This window comes from Mesorhizobium sp. M1A.F.Ca.IN.020.03.2.1 (assembly GCF_004023205.1).
Classification (GTDB): domain Bacteria; phylum Pseudomonadota; class Alphaproteobacteria; order Rhizobiales; family Rhizobiaceae; genus Mesorhizobium.
This window is the reverse complement of sequence record NZ_RZSV01000060.1, coordinates 1-20203: the sequence shown is the minus strand read 5'-3', so window position 1 is coordinate 20203 and position 20203 is coordinate 1. Positions and strand designations below refer to the sequence as shown.

The window sequence follows — 20203 nt, the reverse complement described above, 5'->3', positions numbered from 1 at the left end:
CATGAGGTTTCCGGAGAAATCGCTTCGTGTCGAGCACTTCAAGGAACCGCAGTTGGAGTTTGCGTTTTCGCAGCGGAGTCCGCATCCCAAGGACGGGCTTTTTCTTTACGGGCCGCACGCGAAAGCGAAGAAGAGCCGCGAGATCCGGGTGGGCGTGGTGGGCACCGCGGACGGGATTGGGCATTTTCGAACATGGGGCCACAAGCTCAATGCCGTTGTACAGGTTCCGACGCCTGGAAAAGGCGAGAAGGCTGACCGACTGCACCTGGCGAACTTCCCCGGCCTTGATGAAGCATTCGGCATTTCGTTTGAGCCGGATGAATGCAGCGCGCTATCGATTGCGTGGAAGGACATCGATCGCGCGACGCGCATCATCAACCTCAATGAGGCCGTCGACAAGGTCGCACGGTTGTACATCGATCGCGTCAAGCAGTACTTGCGCAATGACGAGCGGTCGGTCGACGTTTGGATCCTGGTGCTGCCGGAGATCGTCTATGATCGCTGCAGACCTCAGTCCAAGCGAACCGGGCTGCCGATGGAAAAGGGGGATTTCACCAAGAGGCAGAAGGCCAAGGAAAGCATTCCGCTGTTCTCCGCTATGGGCGTCATCGATCAAGCCGAGGAGGCGATTTTCGAGGACGTTCCTGATTTCCATCGCAGGATCAAAGCAGAGTTCCTGAGGATAGCGCCAACTCAACTTGTTCGTGAAACGACACTCGCGCCGGAGGCTTTTCTCAACAAAGCCAACTATCCGGTCCGAAAGACCCAGGATGCAGCGACCGTCGCCTGGAACCTTGCGACCGGGCTCTACTACAAGACGCAGCCGAAACCACCGTGGCGGCTGGCGGACGTTCGCCCGGGCGTCTGCTACATTGGCATGGTCTATAAGAGCCTACCGCACGATCCCGATGGACATGCCTGCTGCGCGGCGCAGATGTTCCTCAACGAGGGTGACGGGGTCGTTTTCCGCGGCGCCAATGGACCGTGGAAGACCGGTGACCGCGAGTTTCACCTCAAAGCTCCGGCGGCGAAGAGCCTGCTCGCCCTTGTGCTCAAGACTTATTCCGAGACCCATGGCGGCCCGCCCAAGGAGTTGTTCATTCACGGACAGACCTATTTCAACGACGAGGAATGGAACGCCTTTATTGACGCGGCTCCGAAGGAGACCAACGTCATCGGCGTGCGGATCCGTTCGACCGGAGGCGAGACGAAACTCTTTCGGGATGGCGACTATCCCGTGTTGCGCGGGACCGCGCTCCTGCTCGATGATCAGACGGCCTACCTCTGGACAACGGGCTACGTGCCGCAGCTCGACACCTATATCGGGCCGGAAACACCCAATCCGCTGCACATCACCGTGATGCGAAGCAAGAACGCCAAGCCCGACATCCGCATGGTCTTGGGAGATATTATGGGTCTCACCAAGATCAACTACAACTCGTGCAACTTCAATGACGGCCTGCCAGTCACCGTGCGGTTTGCACGCATGGTTGGAGATGTGCTCACGATGGGCTCGGCTAAGGGAGAGGAACGCCAGCCGTTCAAGTTTTATGTCTGAGCGCGAGTTAGATCACCCGAGCTTTACCCCGGACGGAGCATCCGAAGCACTCTTGTTTGACGTTTTCATCTGGTCGCTGTGCGGTCGAATAGAAGCATGGCGGCAAAGTAATTGAACACCAATAAGCCGTCGATCTCCAAGAGTGCCTGCTTCGCCGAGGCGGTTCCGCCGGCGCAGGGCGGGGGCCGCGGTTCGCCAGACCTCCGTCAGTTCAGCCGGCGTTGGCGTGTCCTCTACAACGGCGCCGAGACGCCGCACCGTTGTTCGGCGCGGAAGCGGGCTTGAGCAACTACGCCGAGCGTTCGGCAAACTGCCGTAGAATGCCGGCCAGAGTCATGTTCTCCGCGATCGCATCATGCGGGATCAAAGCATAGCGCCATGGCTTGCCGCCGTAGCTCGCCGAGTGACTGCTCGCATGTCGACACCACTCCACCGCGGAATCGCGTTTTGCCAGCACCTCCGGATCGCTCATCTGGTTCGAGGCCTTGGGTTCAAGCATCAAGATGCTGTCGTCCGTCTCGGCCACGAAATCCGGCTGATATTCCTGAAGGTCCGTCCCACTGCGATAGAACAGTTGAAACTGCCCACGCGCTGGCTTGAACCACTTCTGCGCCTCGCGATCGAGAATGACCGCGAGCTTCCGCTCGGCATCCGACTGGAATTTCTGAGTGGGGTACAGGCACTTCTGAAAGCCGCCGAACAGGTATCGCGCCATGTTGGCCTTGTCCGCGGGGGCTTGCCGGAAGTCGAGCGGCGCCTCTCCGGCCGCCACCGTATAAGCGCTCTTTCGAAGCTCGGTGAAGCCACGAGTGACGACGACCTCGTACTCGACCTCCGTGTCCTGCCAGAAGTGGTTCTGCATCTGCGCATGAACAAAGCGGGCGATCTCCTTCTGGTGGAGGTGCAAGATTTTGCGAACCCCGTCTTCCGGGTGCGTCGCCAACAGGTGGTTCGCCACCTGTGACGCGAGATCGTAGAGCAGATCGGCATGCGCGTCGTAGGCCACGTCATCGAAGTCGATCAGGCCGCTGACGACATAGTCCTCTAACCGTTGCTCATCGATGCTGCCGGCACCGAGGCCGATACGGTCGACTTGCCCCGTACGCAAATGCGCAGCCCATAGCGTTTCATTCGGAACCTCGTAGCGCATGCGTGATAGGTCGAGCGTGAAGTGATGGAAACCGGACTTCACCTCGCCCTTGGGGGTGACGAGAATTCGGGGAATGTCGATCGTCTGCTGCACGACCAAGTCGACGGTCTTGGCGACGATGGCCGGCAGATCGGGTTGCTTGGCGATCCCATCGAGTTCCAACTGAGGAGGCCGATACTGGCTTTGCACTTCGCGCAGAACCGCCGCCTGCACCTCAGGCATCTGCAGATGCGCGACGCTGGGCAGGCGCGACGGCTCTGTTTCCATCTTGCGGATCACGTCGTATGCGATCTGAACGACCTGTTGCTCCTCATGAGTAAATTCGGCTGGAGCTTCGTCGAAGTCGGATGTCCCATTCGCCGGTGTATCGGAGCGTAGTCCGAGCTTGGCGGCTAGTTGAGGCCGAGACTCGACCGTGACGGTCTTCTGCTGCAACTGCCCTTCGGTGAGGATAACCTGCTGTAGGCGGATGGCCGAGTCCGGCTTGCGCGCTTCGTCGACGATCTCTTGGAAGCGGTCATGCGCCACGATGTTCAGCCGGTCGACCGCGGTGACACCCGTCCGCCGGCCATAGGGAAGACGCAAGCCGCGTCCGATCGACTGTTCGATCAGAGTGCGGGCATTGGCTGCGCGCAACGGCACAATCGTGTAGAGGTTGGTGACGTCCCAGCCTTCCTTCAGCATATTGACGTGGATGACGATCTCGGTCGGCTCTTCGGGGCTCTCGACTAGGAGAAGACTGTTGATTGTTTCCTCCTCTTTTACGCTAGAATCGACCTGAATGACCTTGTCCGCATAGCGACCACCGAAGAATTTCTCGGACTTAATAAGCGCCATCAACTCCGTGGCATGCGTAATGTCTCGGGCGATCACCAGCATGAAGGGCTTCACGATCTGGGCGCCGACCTGACGGGCGTAGGTCTCCAATTCAACTTTGACGCTTTCGTGCAGTCGCACGCCGTCTTTCAGTTTGATCTGCTGCAGTTGCTCCGGCGATTTATCGGTCGCGACGAAGTTCTCGCGAGTGACGACTGCTGGCTCTTTCACAAAGCCATCAGCCATGGCGCGGCCGAGCGGATAGTCGAAGATCACGTTCTGGAAGGGCGCCGGTCCGCGCGTCGTCTCGACGAAGGGGGTCGCGGTCAGTTCCAGCCCCATAACCGGTTTCAGCTCGTTGATGGCACGCACGCCTGCGGTCGCTCGGTAGCGGTGGGATTCATCCATGATCAGGACGAGGTCCGTCTGGGTCGCGAGGTAGTCGAAGTAGCTGTCCCCGATCTCTTCCTTGAAGCTGCGGATGCGCGGGCTGCGGCCACCCCGCACTTCGGAGTTGATCTTGGAGATGTTGAAGATGTTGATGGTGACTGGGAACAGATTGCCGCCGCTGGCAATCTGCCGCTCGAAATTGTCGCCGGTTGTGATGACCGGCGGTGAGATCGCGAATTCAGCGATGCCCTTCAGAACGTATTTCGGCGTGTTGGGCGTGAAATCCGCGATCAGCTTGTTATAGATAGTCAGGTTCGGCGCGAGCACGAAGAAATTGTTCAAGCCGTGCGCCAAGTGCAGATAGGCTATGAACGCGCCCATGAGCCGGGTCTTGCCAACGCCGGTCGCCAGCGCGAAACACAGGCTCGGGAAGTCACGTTCGAAATCCGTGACGCTTGGGAATTCAACTCGAATCGCCGCAAGGGCAGCCTCGAGATCGGTGCCCTTTCGCAGCGGCACCAGTTCGGTGACGCGATCGAGAATTTCGAGAGATTGCCGCTGCGGAGCGCGGAGGCTGAGACGGCCGGCGATGGCGTTGACATGACGGTTCATTGGTCGTCTCCCGCGAGATCGAACAGGCCCGGCTGGGAGGCGGAACGGGACAGAGTCGTGTCGGCCGCCTTTGGCGCGGGCGGCGCTTTCGGCAGGTTCTCGACATTAAGGCTGTAGTCGTCATGGCCCCATTCGCAGCGCTCGCGGATGTGGTTCGGGATCTTCTTCACGGTCAGATTGGGCCAGGCAGACGTGTTGCCGCGGAACGCCGCGCAGAGCACGAGCAGCGTGCGTCCCTCACCGACCTCCTCGCTCAAGGCGTCAAGCTGTTCCGGCGAAAGCGTTTGCGTCGTCACATAGATGAAGTCACGCTCGGTGGAGGTGCCGTGTTGCCAATAGACGCTATCGCTTGGGGCATAGGTGAAGCCCTCGATCTTGCACAAAGCCTCGGCCAGCATTTCGGCGTTGTAGGCCTTGCTGATGACCTCGCGGCTCCATTTGTCCTTTTCGAGAAGCGTCGGGGCAAGCTTGAAGTAGCGGAACCCACCGCCGCCCTGCCAGTCGGCCGCCTCGGTCACCCCGCCCTCATCCTCACCGTCGATGACCTTCTTCAGACGGGGGATGATGTGCGTGTCGCAGTGCTCCCCCAATTCGACCATGATCCAGCGTCGCCCCATCTTGTGCGCGACTGCGCCGGTGGTACCGGAGCCTGCAAAAGAATCGAGAACGAGATCGCCGGGGTTCGTCGCGATTGTCAAAATACGATGTAACAACCTTTCAGGCTTAGGTGTAGGAAACGGCTCAATTCCTCTGAGTAGTTTATTGAGGTGATCGCGCTTTGCTTCCTGATTATGCCCAGCCTCATCCGCGGGCCACCAAGTGCGAGGCACCACGCCACCCTGAACGTCGCTGAGGTATCGCTTGATAATCGGCATTCCGTCGCCGTTGGCGCCAAAGTAAACACGCCCCTCTCGGCGAGCTGTCTCGAATGTTTCTCGTGAGAAGCTCCAACCGCGGCTTGGTGGAGGCACGACAGCTCGTCCGGATGGCAGCGTTATCGGCCAACGAGAACCTTCGCTGGAGCTCTTTGCTGTGCCATTATCGCCCTGCAACCATGGTCCACGAGGATCATTGTCTGGATTTCGGTACCTCGAAACCTGATCTGCGGTTCTTTCAAGAAGATTTCTGCTGCCCGCCCAAATGGCGGGGTTCTTTGCGTAAATCAAAATATAATCGTGTGCCGACGAAAAAATAGTGTCGCTTCGCCGTCCCTTGTCCTTTTCCCAAACCACGCTTGTAACGTAATTTCGGCGACCAAATATCTCGTCAGCCATCACTTTAAAGTAGTGGGACTCATTGTCGTCAAGCGTAACCCATAATGATCCATTCTCGGCCAGCATACGCCAAATGATTTCCAGGCGATCACGCATGAGGCCGAGCCAAATCGAATGCTCTACCCCGTCGTCATAATGCTCGAAGGCGCTACCGGTATTGTACGGAGGATCAATGAAAACGCACTTTACCTTGCCGGCAAATTCTTGCTCCAGCGCCTTCAGCGCCAAGAGATTGTCGCCGAAGATCAAGCGATTATCGAAAATGTCGTCGTCGCTCACGCGGTGTCTGGCATGATACGACTTTTCCGGATCTTCCAGCAGAATGCGCGGCTCCAGCCGAGGCCGGTTCTCTTTGCCCACCCAGGTCAGTTCGAGCTTTTGTTTTCTGATCATGTGACATTTCCGATCTGCGGCGCCTTTGCCGACAGATAGTCGAACAGCGGTTTTTGGGGGTACGGGTCGCCCGCGACGACCCTGGCTTGAAGTGGTGCGATTGCCGCATCGCCTGTGAGACCGTAGTGCACAATCATCGAGTCGCGAAGAATTGAGATTGTCTCACCTAGAGTGCGTAGCAAAGCCAGCGGACCCTTGTACGCCGTCCGTGCGGAAACCTGATCCCAGAGGCTTTGCCGGGCCTCGTCAAAAGGCGCAGATAGCTCCGCCCTCAATTTGGCCGGGTCGATTATTGCTGCGGCGCTCAACACCTTTTCGAGGCGCTTTGCGAGTATGAAGCCCAAGGCGAACCCGCCGTGCTTATAGGTCAATTTCTCGTACCCTGCCCCTTTTGCTGATGCCTCCATCACCATGCGCGTGTGGACATACCGAGAGAATAGCACCGCATTCACTAGACGGTAGGAGGCCAGGTCGCCTGTGAACAACGCCTTGTAGGGCGCGCCCTCGACCAGAAGAAGCTGACCGGGCTCCTTCTTTAGATATACAGGGAACCGCGGGTCTAACTGGACAAGGGCGAGCGCTTGTGCCGCCTCCTCGATCCGAATGCGTTTCGGATCGGCTCCACCATCGAGCCCCTCAGGCTTATAGATGTAGTGATAGCCAAGGACCGCGAGTTCGCGGCGAAGGCGCTCCTGCTGGTCGTCTAGCGCAGCAAAGTTTTGAGCCGTTACGGGGTTTTGAAGATTTCGTGCCTTGGTGACGCGCTTGCTGAATTCGGCGTCCTGGTCTGCTTGGATCACCGTTGCATGCACGAACGCAGTTGAAATTGAAGAGGAAGGATTACTCCCTACAAACGAGGCTGATGAAGCCACAGTTTGCGCCCCATTGATAATGGACATTCCAGTCAACTTCAGGCGCTTTCCCGCTTTCCTGTTATCTTTCGGATCAATCTTGTCCGCAAGAATCGTAACGCCATTGTTGAGATGCTCGAATTGCTCCGGCGTCGTTCCAAGAGTGTTACGAATGGCGGTGTTCGCATCCGTGTTCAACCCAAGATGCTGTCTGATATTCTTCGCATAGAGCGCTTTGCCGTGCGTCTGATGAAGCTTGACGAGATCGTCAACGGCGATGAAGCCAATGTAGGTCTTACGCACCTCGCTGCGGCATCCCGGAGCTTGAAGTACAATTGTCGCATCCACCCTCGGGTATGCTTTCGCTTCTTGAAGCTGGTCGACGATCCTACCGGCATCGAAATTGACGATCGCAGGTGCGAAACGCTCCTCTCCGTGCGACGGGTCTTCCAAGAGCTGCTGTAACGCCACCGAAGCGTGGTGGCTTAAACCTGCTCCGACGTGTACGATCACAAGCTGGATCCGCGAACAACTTTCGATCGCATCCTCGATCGCGACGCGCCGGTTTGCGACGTGGTTGTTGAATCCCGAGAAGTCTTGCGCGATGAGTTTACGCACGCCTTGCACGAACGCGTTCGCCTCGTCTTGACTGAACAGTGTGCCAGCCTTCAGCTTGCCTTGCACGAGATAGAGTGTTTCGCTTGGGGCGTGGTAGTAAATCGCATCGACGCCGAAGTCGTCATAGTCATCTACCACGGCTTCCGCCGCTTCTTTGGGGGCAACGTCACAAAGAGCAGACGCGGCAAATGCCGCGAGTGCTCGTGAGAGGTTCTTTACCGCATCCTGCTGTTGTCCCTTCGGCTGCAGAAGATTGGGCAAGTGCGCGACATAATCCGCGCGCAACACGGTTTCCAACAAGCCCCGATGGGCATCGCTCAGGCTCATACTATCCTCCAACGAATGGCAAAAAGGGGCCCAACCTCGACCTTCTGTTCGAGTTTGGACTCGATCTGGGCGATCAGTTCGGCGCGCTGCCGGTCAACCTGGTCCTGCGCGTCGAAGAGCGAGCGCCGCTTCTGATTGCGCGCCGCTTCGAGCGTTTTGATCTGTTTCTGCCCCATGAGCTTTTCTTCGAGGGTCAGAGCGGTCGTCGCAGCCCGACGGGCTTCCTTGATGAGCCTGTCGATTTCCTTGATCTCGCGCTCCAGCCCAACTTTGAGGTCGTCTGCCCAGCCGTCGAGTTTATCGGCTTCGGCCTCGAAGAAACGGGCATTTCGCTCCGATACGGCTCGCCGGATCAGTGCCTGGCTTTCGCTCAAGGACTTTTCGAGACGCGGCATGACCCCTGGGTCGGGGCTGACATCCTGTCCGCGCGTCCCATGAATCGTAAGGAGGCGATCGCAGACTTCGCGGGCCAGTAAATCTCCTTCGTCGGTGATCCCTGACAGGAGGATGTGGTCCTCCGCCTCGTCGAGAGCCTCGACCGTCATCAGGGATGCGACCAGCCAGCCGGCGTTGCCGATAAACGGCTCCAAAATGCTGATTTTTCCGGAGTGGTTGGCATAGTCGAAATGAACCTCTGCCGGAGCGAGCGGGCGCTCCTTTGCGCGCGCGACAACGGCTTCGCCGAGGGGATGATTGAGCCGATATGTGTGTGCCTCGCCAGACCGTCGCGGCAACTCGTAAAGCCCGGGTGGAATGGCGCCATTCGCCCACCCTGGCCGAGCAGGTAAGGTGAACGACGAGTTGTTGTGGAACGTCGCCAACCCGTCCAGCTCATGGTGCGTCAGGCGCATCAACCACTGCTCATAGCGATCGAGATGAACCTTCGCGTCCTCGTCTCGGATTCGGAGCTTCTCCCGGACCTCATCATCGAACTTTTCCAGGAGTTTCTGCCGCGTCTGGTTCATCGCCGCATCAATTTCGAGGCTTAGCTCCAATTGCAGCTGGTCGAAGGCTGCACGGATTTGTTCGGGTTGACGGCACTCCTGGTATATGCCGGCAATTCTCTTCTCGAAATCGACGCCGGACTCTATCGCGCCCAAGACCTCGTCGCTGGCGCCGAACACACCTTCGAAGAGCCGAAACTTCTCTGAGAGAAGCTGATAGACCCGCTGATCCGCTTCGTTCTTGCGATTGATGAAGTTTACGACCACGACGTCGTGTTTCTGGCCGTATCGATGGCAGCGACCGATTCGCTGCTCCACGCGCTGCGGATTCCACGGCAGGTCGTAATTCACGACGAGCGAGCAGAATTGCAGATTGATGCCTTCGGCGCCGGCCTCCGTCGCGATCATGATCTGACCTTCGTCACGGAAGTAGTCGACCAGCGCAGACCTCATGTCTGCGGTTCTCGATCCCGTGACACGATCCGATCCGACGTGTCTCTCGATCCAGCGGGCGTAGATCTCACGCGACAATGGATCGGTATTCGTGCCGTTGAACAAGACGATGCCGCCCGCATATGGACTGCTGGCGAGAACCCGCTGAAGGTATTCTTGGGTCCGGCGGGACTCGGTGAAGATGATCGCCTTCTCAGCGCCGCCAAGTTCGTGCGCTTTTCCGAAGGCCACGTCCAAAGCCTTCAGCAGAGCCTTGCCCTTGGCGTTATGCTCTATCGAGGTCGCTAGTTTCGCGAAGGATTCGAGGTCCGCAATTTCGGCCTCGATGGCTTCGCGGTCGGCGTCCGTCAGTGGTTCTTCGTCCGCATCCTCGGGCCATTCCTCCGCTGTCGCTTCGAGCGCCTCGAAGTCCTCGGTAAGCTCATCCAAAGGTGTTCCAGCAGGATGAGTGTCCAACTTTGCCCTCAGCCTCTGCGAAATGGAGTCTAGGGCGCCGGCGATCGCAAACGTCGAGGAGGCTAGGAGCTTCCGCAAAACAAGCGTCATCAACGAACGTTGTCCAGATGGGAGGGCCTGCAGATTGTCACGCTGCAGATACTCGGTGACGAGCTGATAGAGGCGGTCCTCGCCGTCGGCTGGCGTGAACTCCTCGACCAAGGGAAGACGGCGCGTGTAGGGGATGTATGCGGTCACCTGGCGCCGAAGAGTGCGGTGACAAATGGGCTTTAGACGCTCCTTCAGCGCCTCGAAGTTGCGTTTGTCACCCGGATTGGCAAATTGCTCGCGGAAACTTTTTACATCGCCGAAAGCGTGCTCATCAATGAAGCTGACGAGCCCATACAACTCCAAGAGCGAGTTCTGGAGCGGCGTTGCCGTCAGTAGCAACTTGTTTTTCTGAGCGAGTGCATTTTTCAGCGTATTCGCAATAACATTCGATGGCTTGTAGACATTTCTAAGTCTGTGTGCCTCGTCGATCACGACAAGATCCCAAGGAACCCGATGCACGTCCGACGCCTTGGAGCGCGCAAACTGATATGAGCAGATCACGATAGCATTTTGGGCTTCGAAAGGCTGAAGAGCTCCATCTCGAATGGACTGGTTGTAAGACTTAGACTCCAGGATTACGCCGGGGAGCAAAAACTTCTCACTCAGTTCTTGGTGCCATTGTTTGCGGAGGTTTGAGGGCGCAATGACCAGGATACGCCTCTTCCGCTCGGCCCATCGCTGAGAGATGACCAATCCGGCTTCAATTGTCTTCCCGAGACCGACTTCATCGGCGAGCAACGCGCCCTTTGATAGGGGCGATGCGAAAGCGAAGAGCGCGGCATCGACCTGATGGGGATTGAGATCGACCTGAGCGCTGGCCACAGCTCCCGCCAGGCGCTCCGAGCTGTCGGGCGGGCACCGTTTTGTCAGTTCGTGAGCTAGGTACTTTGCATGGAAGTCAGTGATCAATCTTAGCCCACCGCATTGATTATTCCCGCTTAATGTAAATCGGATTCCGCGCCGCTGATCACTAGCTCACAGTCCAGCGCAGTTCAAATGACGAACTTTAATTAATAGGGCGGACAGTGCAGGCATTGAAGAGTACGATCGGAGCGTGACCTTTGCTTGACCGCCACTCCTGTCACGCCACCTCTTCCAGCCATGCTGCCTTCAGGTAGCGTCTGCGCTCGGGTCAATGGCTGAAATGGGGGCAATGCTGACTTCCGCCTCCAACTGTTGGGACAGGTTAGGCGACATTTGCGAAGTCCAGTGACGCATCTTCTCAACGAGCTTGCCGGCTTACTGCTTTGCCAGCACCACTTCCGCGCGGTCGCTCGATTCGAAAAATGTCCGCTGCCAGCATTTTGTCTCGCGCCCGCTGCGCTATGATAGTTACCCCGATCCTTACCTACAGAGAAATTTTGTTACCTGCCCTGTTACCTTTTTCGGCTTAAAGGCGAAGCTTTTAACGCTCAATTTCGAAAATTTCTCTAGTGAAATCATAGGATTGGTTGGTGCCGCTTGCGTGACTCGAACACGCGACCCCATCATTACGAATGATGTGCTCTACCAACTGAGCTAAAGCGGCCCGGGAAGCCGCTGGGCTTCCAAGATGCGCCGGTTGATAGACTCAACCGCCAGCTAATTCAAGATGGCTGGCGGCGAAATCCTGCGCTCATGCGCGGCAATTCCGTCGCTTGCCGCTGCGCGTCAGCCTTAAGCGCCGCGCCAGCACGGCTTGCGGGCCCGCGCCGGCAGGCGTCCGATTCCGTTGCAGGCCGATCCGGCGGCGGCGACAAAAATGTTGATTCTTCAACAAAAAACGCCGAAATGGGCATTGGATGCGTCGGCAAGGCAGCCGCCCGCCCGTTGATTGACTGGTCGCCTGCGGCTAACGATCGATAACTGTGAGCGAACGCGCAGAGGGAGCTCGCTTGGACCCCATCGAGAAAGCGATCCGGAACGCCTTCGAGAAAGGCAATCCCGAGGACCGGGCGTTTCGCGAGAAGGTCTATCGCTCGGCCTTTGCCGCGCTCGATCGCGTGCTGCAGGCCAACCCCAACGTGACGGTGGAAGCCGCCATCAACCGCCGCAAGGCGGTGCAGGCCAAGATCACCGAGATCGAATCCGAATTCCTGCCGGCTGTCCAGGTCGTTCCTGACGTGACGCTTCCGCTGGACAGCGGTCCATTCGTCGGCAACGCCGCGCCGGGGCCGGCGGTCGACACGCCGAGCCAGTCTCCCGCGCCGCCGGTGGATGCCCCGCGGGGCCCCGACCAGGGGGCACCGTCGCCGTCGATTACCGTCGACGGTCCGGTGCAGCCCGACACATCGGATGCGCCGCGCTCGCGCGTGCTGCCCCGCGTGCCCGACATCATGCCGGACGAGGCGCTTCCGAACGCGCCGACGCTTGATGACTCTCCCGGAGCGTCCATCGGCAACGGCGCCGAAGTGGCGCCGGATCGCGATGAACGGCGTATCCGTGGCCGGCGCCTGCCGCTCACCGCCATCTTTGTCGCGGCGACGCTGCTGGCGGCTGCCGGCATCGGCCTCTATTTCGCCAAGCAGACCGGCGTCTTCAAGACGGCGGCTGAACTCAACACCGGTCCGCCCGAGCCGACCCCGACGCTGGAAGACGAAGACTCCTCGCAGCCAGCCGAAACCGGCTCGCCGCAGAAGCCCGGCGAGGCGGATCAGTCGAAGAACTGGATCAACGTCTTCTCGCCCAGCGATCCGACCCATGTCAGCACACCGTCCGACGCCGCCGCCGATGTCATGAAGGACGACACCGGTCAGTTCCTGCGCGTCCGCTCGGGCGCATCCGGCTCGGCCATCGCCTTCGATGTCGGCCAGGGCGTGCTGGAAAAGCTCGCCGGCAAGCATGCCATGTTCGACATCATCGCCCGCTCGGAAGAAGGCAAGGAGACGCAGATCTCGGTCGACTGCAATTTCGGCGAGCTCGGCGATTGCGGCCGCAAGCGCTATGCCGTTGGCGACGAGCGCAACGAATACCTGTTCGACGTGCAGTTCCCGAACAAGCACCCGGGTGCGGCCGGCACCATCGCCGTCAACTCCGACTTCGACAAGCAGGGCAAGTCCGTCGACATCTACGAGATCCGCGTATCGATCGCGGAGTGACCTCGGCATCGGCAGCGAGGGGCTATCTCCAGGGATGCGACCGACCTCCCCTTGATGGGAAGGTCGGCGCGAAGCGCCGGGTGGGGTGAAGCGTCGGCAGATTTCTAGCTGTCGAGCAACGCTTGCAGCGTCTCGATCCGGTCGGCCTCGGCGGAGGGCTTGTCCCAGCGCAACCGTGAGATGCGCGGAAAGCGCATCGCGACGCCAGATTTATGGCGCGTCGAGCGGTTGAGCCCTTCGAAGGCCACTTCCAGCACCAGCCCATTCTTGCGATCGGCGCGCACCGAGCGCACCGGCCCGAACCGCTCGATCGTATGGTCGCGCACATATTTGTCGATTTGCCGCAGCTCCTCGTCGGTGAAGCCGAAATAGGCCTTGCCGACCGGCACCAGCTCTTCCGATCCCTCCGGGCCTGACCAGACCCCGAAAGTGTAGTCGGAATAGAAGCTCGATCGCTTGCCGTGGCCGCGCTGCGCATACATCAGCACCGCGTCGATCGTGTGCGGATCGCGCTTCCACTTGAACCAGGGGCCTTTCGGGCGGCCGGCAAGATAGGGCGAATCCCAGCGCTTCAGCATCACCCCTTCGATGATCGGATGCGGCGGCGCCTGGCGCAGCCGCTCCAGCGTCTCCCAATCCGAAAATTCGACCAGCGGCGAAAGGTCGAAGCGGCTGGCATCGAGCGTCTGGACGAAGGCTCCGAGCCGGGTGCGGCGCTCGGCGAAGGGGAGGCTGCGCAAATCCTCGCCGTTGATTTGCAGCGCGTCGTAGCAGCGCATGAAGGCCGGATATTGCTGCTGGATTTTTGGCGAGACGCTCTTGCGGTTCAGCCGCTGCTGCAGGTCGGAGAAGGTTCCGGTCGCCTCGCGCGGGTCGCCGACCAGCAATTCGCCGTCGAGCGCCGCCTCGAAATCCATCGTCGCGGCGAGGTCCGGGAAGGCGCCGGAAACATCGTCGCCGGTGCGCGAATAGAGCCGGCGGATGCCGCCCTCGCACACCGCCTGGACGCGGATGCCGTCCCACTTCCACTCCGCCGCATAATCGGCCGGTTCGAGCTTCTCCAAATCGCCGTCGTCGACCGCATTGGACAGCATCACCGGCCGGAACAATGCGAGCGCGGCGCTCCTCGGTTTTTCCGCCCGGCCTTCCAGCCACGCAAAGAGCGCCGTGTAGGGAGGCGTCAGCCCGTGCCAGAGCTCCTCGATCTCGACGACATCGACTTGGCCGAGATCGGCCAACGCCTGCTTGGCAAGCCGCGCCGACACGCCGATGCGCAACCCGCCGGTAACCAGCTTGATGATGGCGAAGCGCGCAGAGATGCTGGCGCTGTCGAGAAGCCTAGCGAGCACCTGCGGCCCGTCGGAGCGGCTCGCCGCCTGCAGCTTGCCGACCACTTCGGCGAGCGTTGGCGCGTGGTTCGGTATGTGGCCGGCCGGCTGCGGCCAGACCAGCGACACCGTCTCGGCGAGATCGCCAACATAATCGTAGGAATAGCCGAACAGCACGGGGTCCATGCGCTCGACCACCAGCGCGCGCAGCATCGCCGGCTTCACCGCCGCGATCGACAGATCGCCGGTGATCGCCGCCAGCGCCAGCCCGCGGTCGGGATCCTCGACGCTGCGGAAATAGTCGGTGAGCAGCGTCAGCTTGCCGTTGCGCGAAGGCGTCAGCACCAGCCGGTCGAGGAGCTCGGCGAAGCGGTTCATCGTTGGTTGCGCCATGCCAATCGCGAGAGCAGGCGCAAGGCGCCCCCCTCTGTCCTGCCGGCCATCTCCCCCTCAAGGGGGGAAATCAGATGCCGCGCCGGCTTTCGCCAATCTCTCGCGTCGCGGGAGATGCGTCGGCGCTGAAACTGCCAATCTCCCCCCTTGAGGGAGAGATGTCCGGCAGGACAGAGGGGGGCGCCGTAGAACTCGGCGGCGGCGATTGGCGAACACTGTTCCATCAATCGCCCTCGTCCTCGTAGCCAACAAGATGCAGCGGCCGCGCGGCGATGCCCTCCAGCTCGCACCAGCGCACCAGCGCTTCCTCGCGGCCATGCGTCACCCAGATCTCCTCGGCGCCGGTTTCCTTGATCGTGGCGATGAGCTCGTCCCAGTCGGCATGGTCGGAAATGATCAGCGGCAGCTCGACGCCGCCCTGCTTGGCGCGCTGACGGATGCGCATCCAACCTGAAGCGAAGCAGGCGATCGGGTCGGGGAAGCGCCGCGCCCAGCGGTCGGCGAACGCGGCCGGCGGCCCGACGACAATGGCGCCTTCGAAATCGGCCTTGCCGCCGCTTTCCACCGTCGCCGGTTCGATCTGCCCCAGATCGATGCCCTGGCTCTGGTAATACTCGCTGAGCTTGGCCAGCGCGCCATGGATATAGATCGGCCTGTCGTAACCGGCCTCGCGCAGCAGCCGCATGACGCGCTGCGCCTTGCCGAGCGCATAGGCGCCGATCAGGTGCGAACGCTCGGGAAATTGCGTCGCCGATTTGAGCAGGCGCGCGATCTCCTCATGGTCCGGCGGGTGCCGGAACACCGGCAGTCCGAAGGTCGCCTCGGTGATGAAGACATCGCAAGGCACCGGCTCGAACGGCAGGCAGGTAGCGTCTTTCTGGCGCTTGTAGTCGCCGGAGGCGACGATGCGCAGGCCCTGATGCTCGACGACGATCTGCGCCGAACCCAGCACATGTCCGGCCGGATGGAAAGTGACGGAGACGCCGTTGATATCGATCGTCTCGCCGACAGTTGCTGCCTGCGTGGTTTCGGCGAAATCCTCGCCATAGCGCAGGCCCATGATGTCGAGCGTTTGCTGTGTGGCAAGCACCGAGCGGTGGCCTGAGCGCGCATGATCGGAATGGCCGTGCGTGATCAGTGCGCGGCTGACCGGCCGCACCGGATCGATGAAGAAATCGCCTGGCGGACAGTAGAGCCCTTCGGGTCGTGGCTTGAGCAGGTCGCTGGCGCGCATGGCCTTGAACATAGTGGCTAAATTCGACGCGGGAAGCTTCTTGCAACAGACTGCTGACTCGTCCTACAGCCGGCCGCCGGTTCGCACACCGGCGGGACCAATGGAACCATGAAACCACTTCAGGCTTCGTCCGGCTATTTGACCGCCGACCGTCGCGCCGACTTTGCCGAGATGCTGCTGGCCTCCGGCGAGCCTGCGCAGGCGGCGGAGCTTTTGCTTGGCGCGCTGGAGCTGGCGCCGCAATGGGCGGCGGGCTGGTTCCGGCTCGGCGAGATGCAGGAGGCCGCACGTTTTCCCGACCAGGCAGCCCAGGCATGGGCGATGGCCTTGAAGCTCGATCCCGCGGACCGGCTGGGTTCCGCGCTCAAGCTGCAGCTGATCGGCCATGCGCCGGTGGCAGCGGCTCCGCCCAGTGCTTTCGTCGAGACCCTGTTCGATCACTATGCCGACAATTTCGAGCAATCGCTGGTCGGGAAACTCGGTTATCGAATGCCAGAGTTTCTCGATCGCGCCATTCGCGCGGCGAGCCCGGGCCGGTTCCGGCTGGCGCTCGACCTCGGCTGCGGCACCGGCCTGATGGGCGAAAGGCTGCGCCCGATCGTTGACCGGCTGGAAGGCTATGACATTTCGAGCAGCATGTTGCGGAAGGCGCGCGCCAAAGGCATCTACGACAAGCTCTCCAAGTCCGATCTCCAGCATTTCTCTCGACCTGGCTCGAAAGCCGACCTCGTGGTCGCCGCCGACGTGTTCATCTATGTCGGGGCGCTCGAACGCATTGTTGGAGCAGTTGCCAACAGTCTGGTCGATGAAGGCCTCTTTGCGTTCTCGGTCGAGACACTTGCCGGTGGCGATGCCTTTGCATTGCTGCCCTCGCGGCGCTACGCGCATTCCGACGCCTATGTGCGGCGCGTTCTCGCCGACAGCGGGTTTGCGATCCTGTCGCTGGAAAGCACGACCATCCGGCATGACCGCGGCGAGCCAGTAGGAGGCCTTGCGGTGATAGCCCGTCGCAAGCCGGCGGAATGAGGGCGACGGCTGCTCGCGAAAAAGCCCGAATCGCGTGTCGGCTTAGGGCGTGGCGATACGGCACGGAGAATTACCATGCGCTGGACCATGGCTGTGTTGGCATCTTGCCTGATGACGGCCGGCTGCGTTGGCGGCACTTCGATGGCGGAGCGCCAGGACGAAAACGTCCAATCCTCGCTGCAATATGACAGCGTGCCCTGCGACCAGCTGCTAGCCAATCGCAACGCGCTGGCGCAGCAATACAATCTGCCGGTCACCGCAAAACCGGCTTTCTCCAATCCGGCGATGGGTTTTGGCCCGTTTACGCCGGACATGCGCTCCAGGGCGCAGCGCGACAGCGACAAGGCGAGCGGCGAGATCGACGCCATGAACCGTTCGATCGAACGGCGCGATTGCGGCAAGCCGAAGAAGAAGGACAAGTTCGCGCTGCCGGGCTCGAAGCCGGCGTCTGCTCAGTAACCCGCTTCGCGATCGACGACGTTTTCGAGCTTTTCGCCGCGCTCGAAGGCGGCCATCTGCCGAAGCATGATCGGCACCAGATGGGCCGGGTCCGAGGTCGCCGCCGCATGCGGCGTCACGAACACTTTCGGATGGCTCCACAACGGGCTCGTCTTCGGCAGCGGCTCGACCTCGAACACGTCGAGGCTCGCTTCCTTCAGCGTGCCGTCGTCCAGCGCGCGCAGGATGTCGGCATCCTTCTGCAGCCGCCCGCGCCCGGCGTTGATCAGCACCGAGCCGCCGAGGCCGTTGCGTTTGCGCAATTCCTTCAGAACGGCGTAATTGACGATGCCTTGCGTGCGCGGCGTCAGCGGCAACAGCACCACCAGGATGTCGGTGGCGTTGAGGAAGGGGATCAGCCCGCCTTCGCCGGAATAGGTCGAGACCCCCTGCATAGGGTGCTCGGTGCGCGACCAGCCGTTCACGGCGAAGCCTAGCGCCAAAAGCACCGATGCCGCGGCGCGGCCAAGGTTGCCGAGACCCATGATGCCGACCGAGATGTCGCCGGCCGGGCGTTGCGGCGGCTCGTGCCAGGTCTTCTTCTGCTGTTGCGCTCGGTAGAGCATGCCCTGACGATGGTGGTCGAGCACGCGCCAGACGACATACTCGGTCATGTATTGCGTGAGATTGTCGGCAACGACCCGGACGATCGGCACCTCGGGCAGGCCGGGGTCGGCGAAGATATGGTCGACGCCTGCGCCGATCGAGAAGATGGCGCGCAAATTGGGCAGCGACGACAACAGATTCGGTTTCTGCTTCCACACCACTGCATAAGCGATCGAGGGATCGCTCGGACCATCGGGCTCCAGCACCACCTCGCGCTCGGCCGCGAGCAGTTCGCGCCAGCGCTGCGGGTGAAAGCCGGTGAGGGCAAGCAGAACTTTGCCTTTTTCCATTCGTGGAGTGTCTTTCCTGTATTTCCAGCCTACTCGCTGACGACCCCGGTCGGTGCCGTTTCGATCCGGAACGCGGCCGAGATCAGCGCCCTCGTATAGTCGGTTTGCGGGCGGTCGAAAATCTGTTCGGACGGCCCGGCTTCGACGATCTGACCATTGCGCATGACGATCACGTCATTGGCAAGGGCGCGGATGACCTTCAGGTCGTGGCTGATGAAGAGATAAGCGAGGTTGTGCCTGGCCTGCAGGTTGCGCAACAGATCGACCACCTGCGCCTGCACGCTCATGTCGAGCGCCGAGGTCGGCTCGTCGAGCATGACGAAGCGCGGGTTGAGCACCATGGCGCGGGCGATCGCGACACGCTGGCGCTGGCCGCCCGAGAATTCATGCGGATAGCGGTGACGCGTCTCCGGGTCGAGACCGACTTCCTTCAACACCTCGACGACCTTGTCGTCGCGCTCATCGGGCGAGAGTTTCGGCGCGTGGATCTTCAGCCCTTCCTCAATGATCTCCGCGACCGACATGCGCGGGCTCAAGGATCCGAACGGGTCCTGGAAGACGATCTGCAGCTCGCGCCGCAGCGGCCGCATGGCGCTGAAGGAAAGCTGGTTGATGTCGCGCCCGTTGAAGTTGATCGCGCCCGTGGACGAGATCATCCGCGCAAGCGCCAGGCCGAGCGTCGTCTTGCCGGAGCCGGATTCACCGACCACGCCGAGCGTCTGGCCGGCGCGCACTGTAACGTCGATGCCGTCCACCGCCTTCACATGGTCGACGGTGCGGCGGAAGAAGCCCCGCTTGATCGGGAACCAGACCTTGATGTCCTTGCCGGTCATCACCGCCGTGGCATCGGCATTCGCCGCCGGCGGTTTGCCCTTCGGCTCGGCGGCCAAGAGGTGCTTGGTATAGGCGTGTTGCGGGTTGGCGAAGATCTCCTTGGTCGGCCCGGTCTCGACTATTTTGCCCTTCGTCATGACGCAGACGCGGTCGGCGATCTTTCTGACGATGCCGAGGTCATGGGTGATGAATAGCATCGACATGCGCTTGCGGCTTTTCAGGCCGGCGAGCAGTTCGAGGATCTGCGCCTGCACGGTCACGTCGAGCGCCGTCGTCGGCTCGTCGGCGATCAAGAGTTCCGGCTCGTTGGCCAAGGCCATGGCGATCATGACGCGCTGGCGCTGGCCGCCGGAGAGCTGGTGCGGATAGGCATCGAGCCGCTTCTGCGGGTCGCGTATGCCGACCTCGGTGAGCAGCTCCAACGTGCGAGCGTGGGCCTGGCGATCGCCCAGCCCCTGATGCAGCTTCAGCACCTCGACGATCTGCTGCTCGATCGTGTGCAGCGGATTGAGCGAGGTCATCGGCTCCTGGAAGATCATGGTGATCTTGTTGCCGCGCACGCCGCGCAGCGTCCTTTCGTTGGCGTGGAGCAGGTCGGCGCCGTGGAACAGGATCTTTCCCGAGGGGTGGCTGGCCGACGGATAGGGCAACAGCTTCAGCACCGACAGCGCGGAGACCGATTTGCCGGATCCGGATTCGCCGACCAGCGCGACCGTCTCGCCCTTGCCGATGTCGAAGGAGACGTGGTCGACGGCGATCGATTGCGTGCCGCCTTGCGCGAAGGCGACACTCAAATCGCGGACGGAAAGCAGAGGCTCGCTCATTTGAACGTCTTGCGCGGATCGAAGGCATCGCGCGTCGCCTCGCCGATGAAGACCAGCAGCGACAGCATCAGCGAAATCACGATGAAGCCGGAGATGCCGAGCCAGGGCGCGTTGAGATTGCGCTGCGCCTGCTTCAGCAATTCGCCGAGCGAGGCCGAACC

The 20203-nt window shown here is 60.9% G+C and carries 12 protein-coding genes, 1 tRNA gene and 1 pseudogene; 4 read left to right on the top strand and 10 right to left on the bottom strand.

Features of this window, described 5'->3' with window-relative positions:
* The first annotated feature begins 1 nt into the window (after position 1).
* Positions 2–1558, top strand: a complete 1557-nt coding sequence (locus tag EOA79_RS12450) for a hypothetical protein (protein ID WP_128293028.1) — start codon at positions 2–4, stop codon at positions 1556–1558.
* Between the two features lie 289 nt (positions 1559–1847).
* Here EOA79_RS12450 and EOA79_RS12445 read toward each other — a convergent pair whose 3' ends face one another.
* The 5 genes from EOA79_RS12445 to EOA79_RS12425 form a co-directional block, all read right to left on the bottom strand.
* Positions 1848–4526 carry a DEAD/DEAH box helicase family protein gene (locus EOA79_RS12445; protein ID WP_127335477.1) on the bottom strand — a complete coding sequence of 893 codons (2679 nt, stop codon included), beginning with the start codon at positions 4524–4526 and terminating at the stop codon, positions 1848–1850.
* Positions 4523–6193, bottom strand: a complete 1671-nt coding sequence (locus tag EOA79_RS12440) for a site-specific DNA-methyltransferase (protein WP_348631863.1) — start codon at positions 6191–6193, stop codon at positions 4523–4525. Before EOA79_RS12440 ends, EOA79_RS12445 begins: the two co-directional genes overlap by 4 nt.
* Complete coding sequence (locus tag EOA79_RS12435; protein ID WP_127335478.1) at positions 6190–7989, bottom strand: AIPR family protein; 1800 nt, start codon at positions 7987–7989, stop codon at positions 6190–6192. Before EOA79_RS12435 ends, EOA79_RS12440 begins: the two co-directional genes overlap by 4 nt.
* Positions 7986–10886: an SNF2-related protein gene (locus EOA79_RS12430; protein WP_348627464.1), complete on the bottom strand. Its 2901-nt coding sequence runs from the start codon at positions 10884–10886 to the stop codon at positions 7986–7988. Before EOA79_RS12430 ends, EOA79_RS12435 begins: the two co-directional genes overlap by 4 nt.
* A 498-nt stretch (positions 10887–11384) precedes the next feature.
* Positions 11385–11460, bottom strand: a tRNA-Thr gene (locus EOA79_RS12425).
* 346 nt (positions 11461–11806) lie between these two features.
* On the opposite strand from EOA79_RS12425, the gene EOA79_RS12420 reads away from it, so the two are divergent.
* Positions 11807–13009 carry a hypothetical protein gene (locus EOA79_RS12420; protein ID WP_127335480.1) on the top strand — a complete coding sequence of 401 codons (1203 nt, stop codon included), beginning with the start codon at positions 11807–11809 and terminating at the stop codon, positions 13007–13009.
* 104 nt (positions 13010–13113) lie between these two features.
* On the opposite strand, the gene EOA79_RS12415 is transcribed toward EOA79_RS12420, so the two are convergent.
* Both EOA79_RS12415 and EOA79_RS12410 read right to left on the bottom strand, forming a co-directional pair.
* Positions 13114–14715, bottom strand: a complete 1602-nt coding sequence (locus EOA79_RS12415) for a cisplatin damage response ATP-dependent DNA ligase (RefSeq protein ID WP_128293034.1) — start codon at positions 14713–14715, stop codon at positions 13114–13116.
* 238 nt (positions 14716–14953) lie between these two features.
* Positions 14954–15964, bottom strand: a complete 1011-nt coding sequence (locus EOA79_RS12410) for a ligase-associated DNA damage response exonuclease (RefSeq protein WP_128293032.1) — start codon at positions 15962–15964, stop codon at positions 14954–14956.
* Between the two features lie 108 nt (positions 15965–16072).
* Here EOA79_RS12410 and EOA79_RS12405 point away from each other — a divergent pair, with 108 nt between their 5' ends.
* Both EOA79_RS12405 and EOA79_RS12400 read left to right on the top strand, forming a co-directional pair.
* Positions 16073–16990 (top strand): methyltransferase domain-containing protein, encoded by a 918-nt coding sequence (locus EOA79_RS12405; protein WP_127335709.1) that lies wholly within the window; start codon positions 16073–16075, stop codon positions 16988–16990.
* 75 nt (positions 16991–17065) lie between these two features.
* The gene (locus EOA79_RS12400; RefSeq protein WP_066996215.1) at positions 17066–17449 is read left to right on the top strand and encodes a hypothetical protein; all 384 of its coding nucleotides are present in this window, start codon (positions 17066–17068) and stop codon (positions 17447–17449) included.
* Here the strand turns inward: EOA79_RS12400 and EOA79_RS12395 are convergent.
* The 3 genes and pseudogenes from EOA79_RS12395 to EOA79_RS33545 all read right to left on the bottom strand — a co-directional run.
* Positions 17443–18384, bottom strand: a complete 942-nt coding sequence (locus EOA79_RS12395; RefSeq protein WP_067324464.1) for a glyoxylate/hydroxypyruvate reductase A — start codon at positions 18382–18384, stop codon at positions 17443–17445. The two genes, EOA79_RS12400 and EOA79_RS12395, sit on opposite strands and share 7 nt — an antisense overlap.
* Before the next feature lie 29 nt (positions 18385–18413).
* Positions 18414–20042 carry an ABC transporter ATP-binding protein gene (locus tag EOA79_RS12390; protein ID WP_127335710.1) on the bottom strand — a complete coding sequence of 543 codons (1629 nt, stop codon included), beginning with the start codon at positions 20040–20042 and terminating at the stop codon, positions 18414–18416.
* Positions 20039–20203: pseudogene (locus EOA79_RS33545) on the bottom strand (ABC transporter permease); the annotation flags it as partial. The gene EOA79_RS12390 and the pseudogene EOA79_RS33545, both read right to left, overlap by 4 nt.

Bases quoted from the DNA above. Each gene is read 5' to 3' on its own strand.
- EOA79_RS12445 (WP_127335477.1), bottom strand. From the start codon at position 4,526: ATGAACCGTCATGTCAACGCCATCGCCGGCCGTCTCAGCCTCCGCGCT.
- EOA79_RS12450 (WP_128293028.1), top strand. From the start codon at position 2: ATGAGGTTTCCGGAGAAATCGCTTCGTGTCGAGCACTTCAAGGAACCG.
- EOA79_RS12410 (WP_128293032.1), bottom strand. From the start codon at position 15,964: ATGCGCGCCAGCGACCTGCTCAAGCCACGACCCGAAGGGCTCTACTGT.
- EOA79_RS12435 (WP_127335478.1), bottom strand. From the start codon at position 7,989: ATGAGCCTGAGCGATGCCCATCGGGGCTTGTTGGAAACCGTGTTGCGC.
- EOA79_RS12400 (WP_066996215.1), top strand. From the start codon at position 17,066: ATGCGCTGGACCATGGCTGTGTTGGCATCTTGCCTGATGACGGCCGGC.
- EOA79_RS12405 (WP_127335709.1), top strand. From the start codon at position 16,073: ATGAAACCACTTCAGGCTTCGTCCGGCTATTTGACCGCCGACCGTCGC.
- EOA79_RS12415 (WP_128293034.1), bottom strand. From the start codon at position 14,715: ATGAACCGCTTCGCCGAGCTCCTCGACCGGCTGGTGCTGACGCCTTCG.
- EOA79_RS12440 (WP_348631863.1), bottom strand. From the start codon at position 6,193: ATGATCAGAAAACAAAAGCTCGAACTGACCTGGGTGGGCAAAGAGAAC.
- EOA79_RS12395 (WP_067324464.1), bottom strand. From the start codon at position 18,384: ATGGAAAAAGGCAAAGTTCTGCTTGCCCTCACCGGCTTTCACCCGCAG.
- EOA79_RS12390 (WP_127335710.1), bottom strand. From the start codon at position 20,042: ATGAGCGAGCCTCTGCTTTCCGTCCGCGATTTGAGTGTCGCCTTCGCG.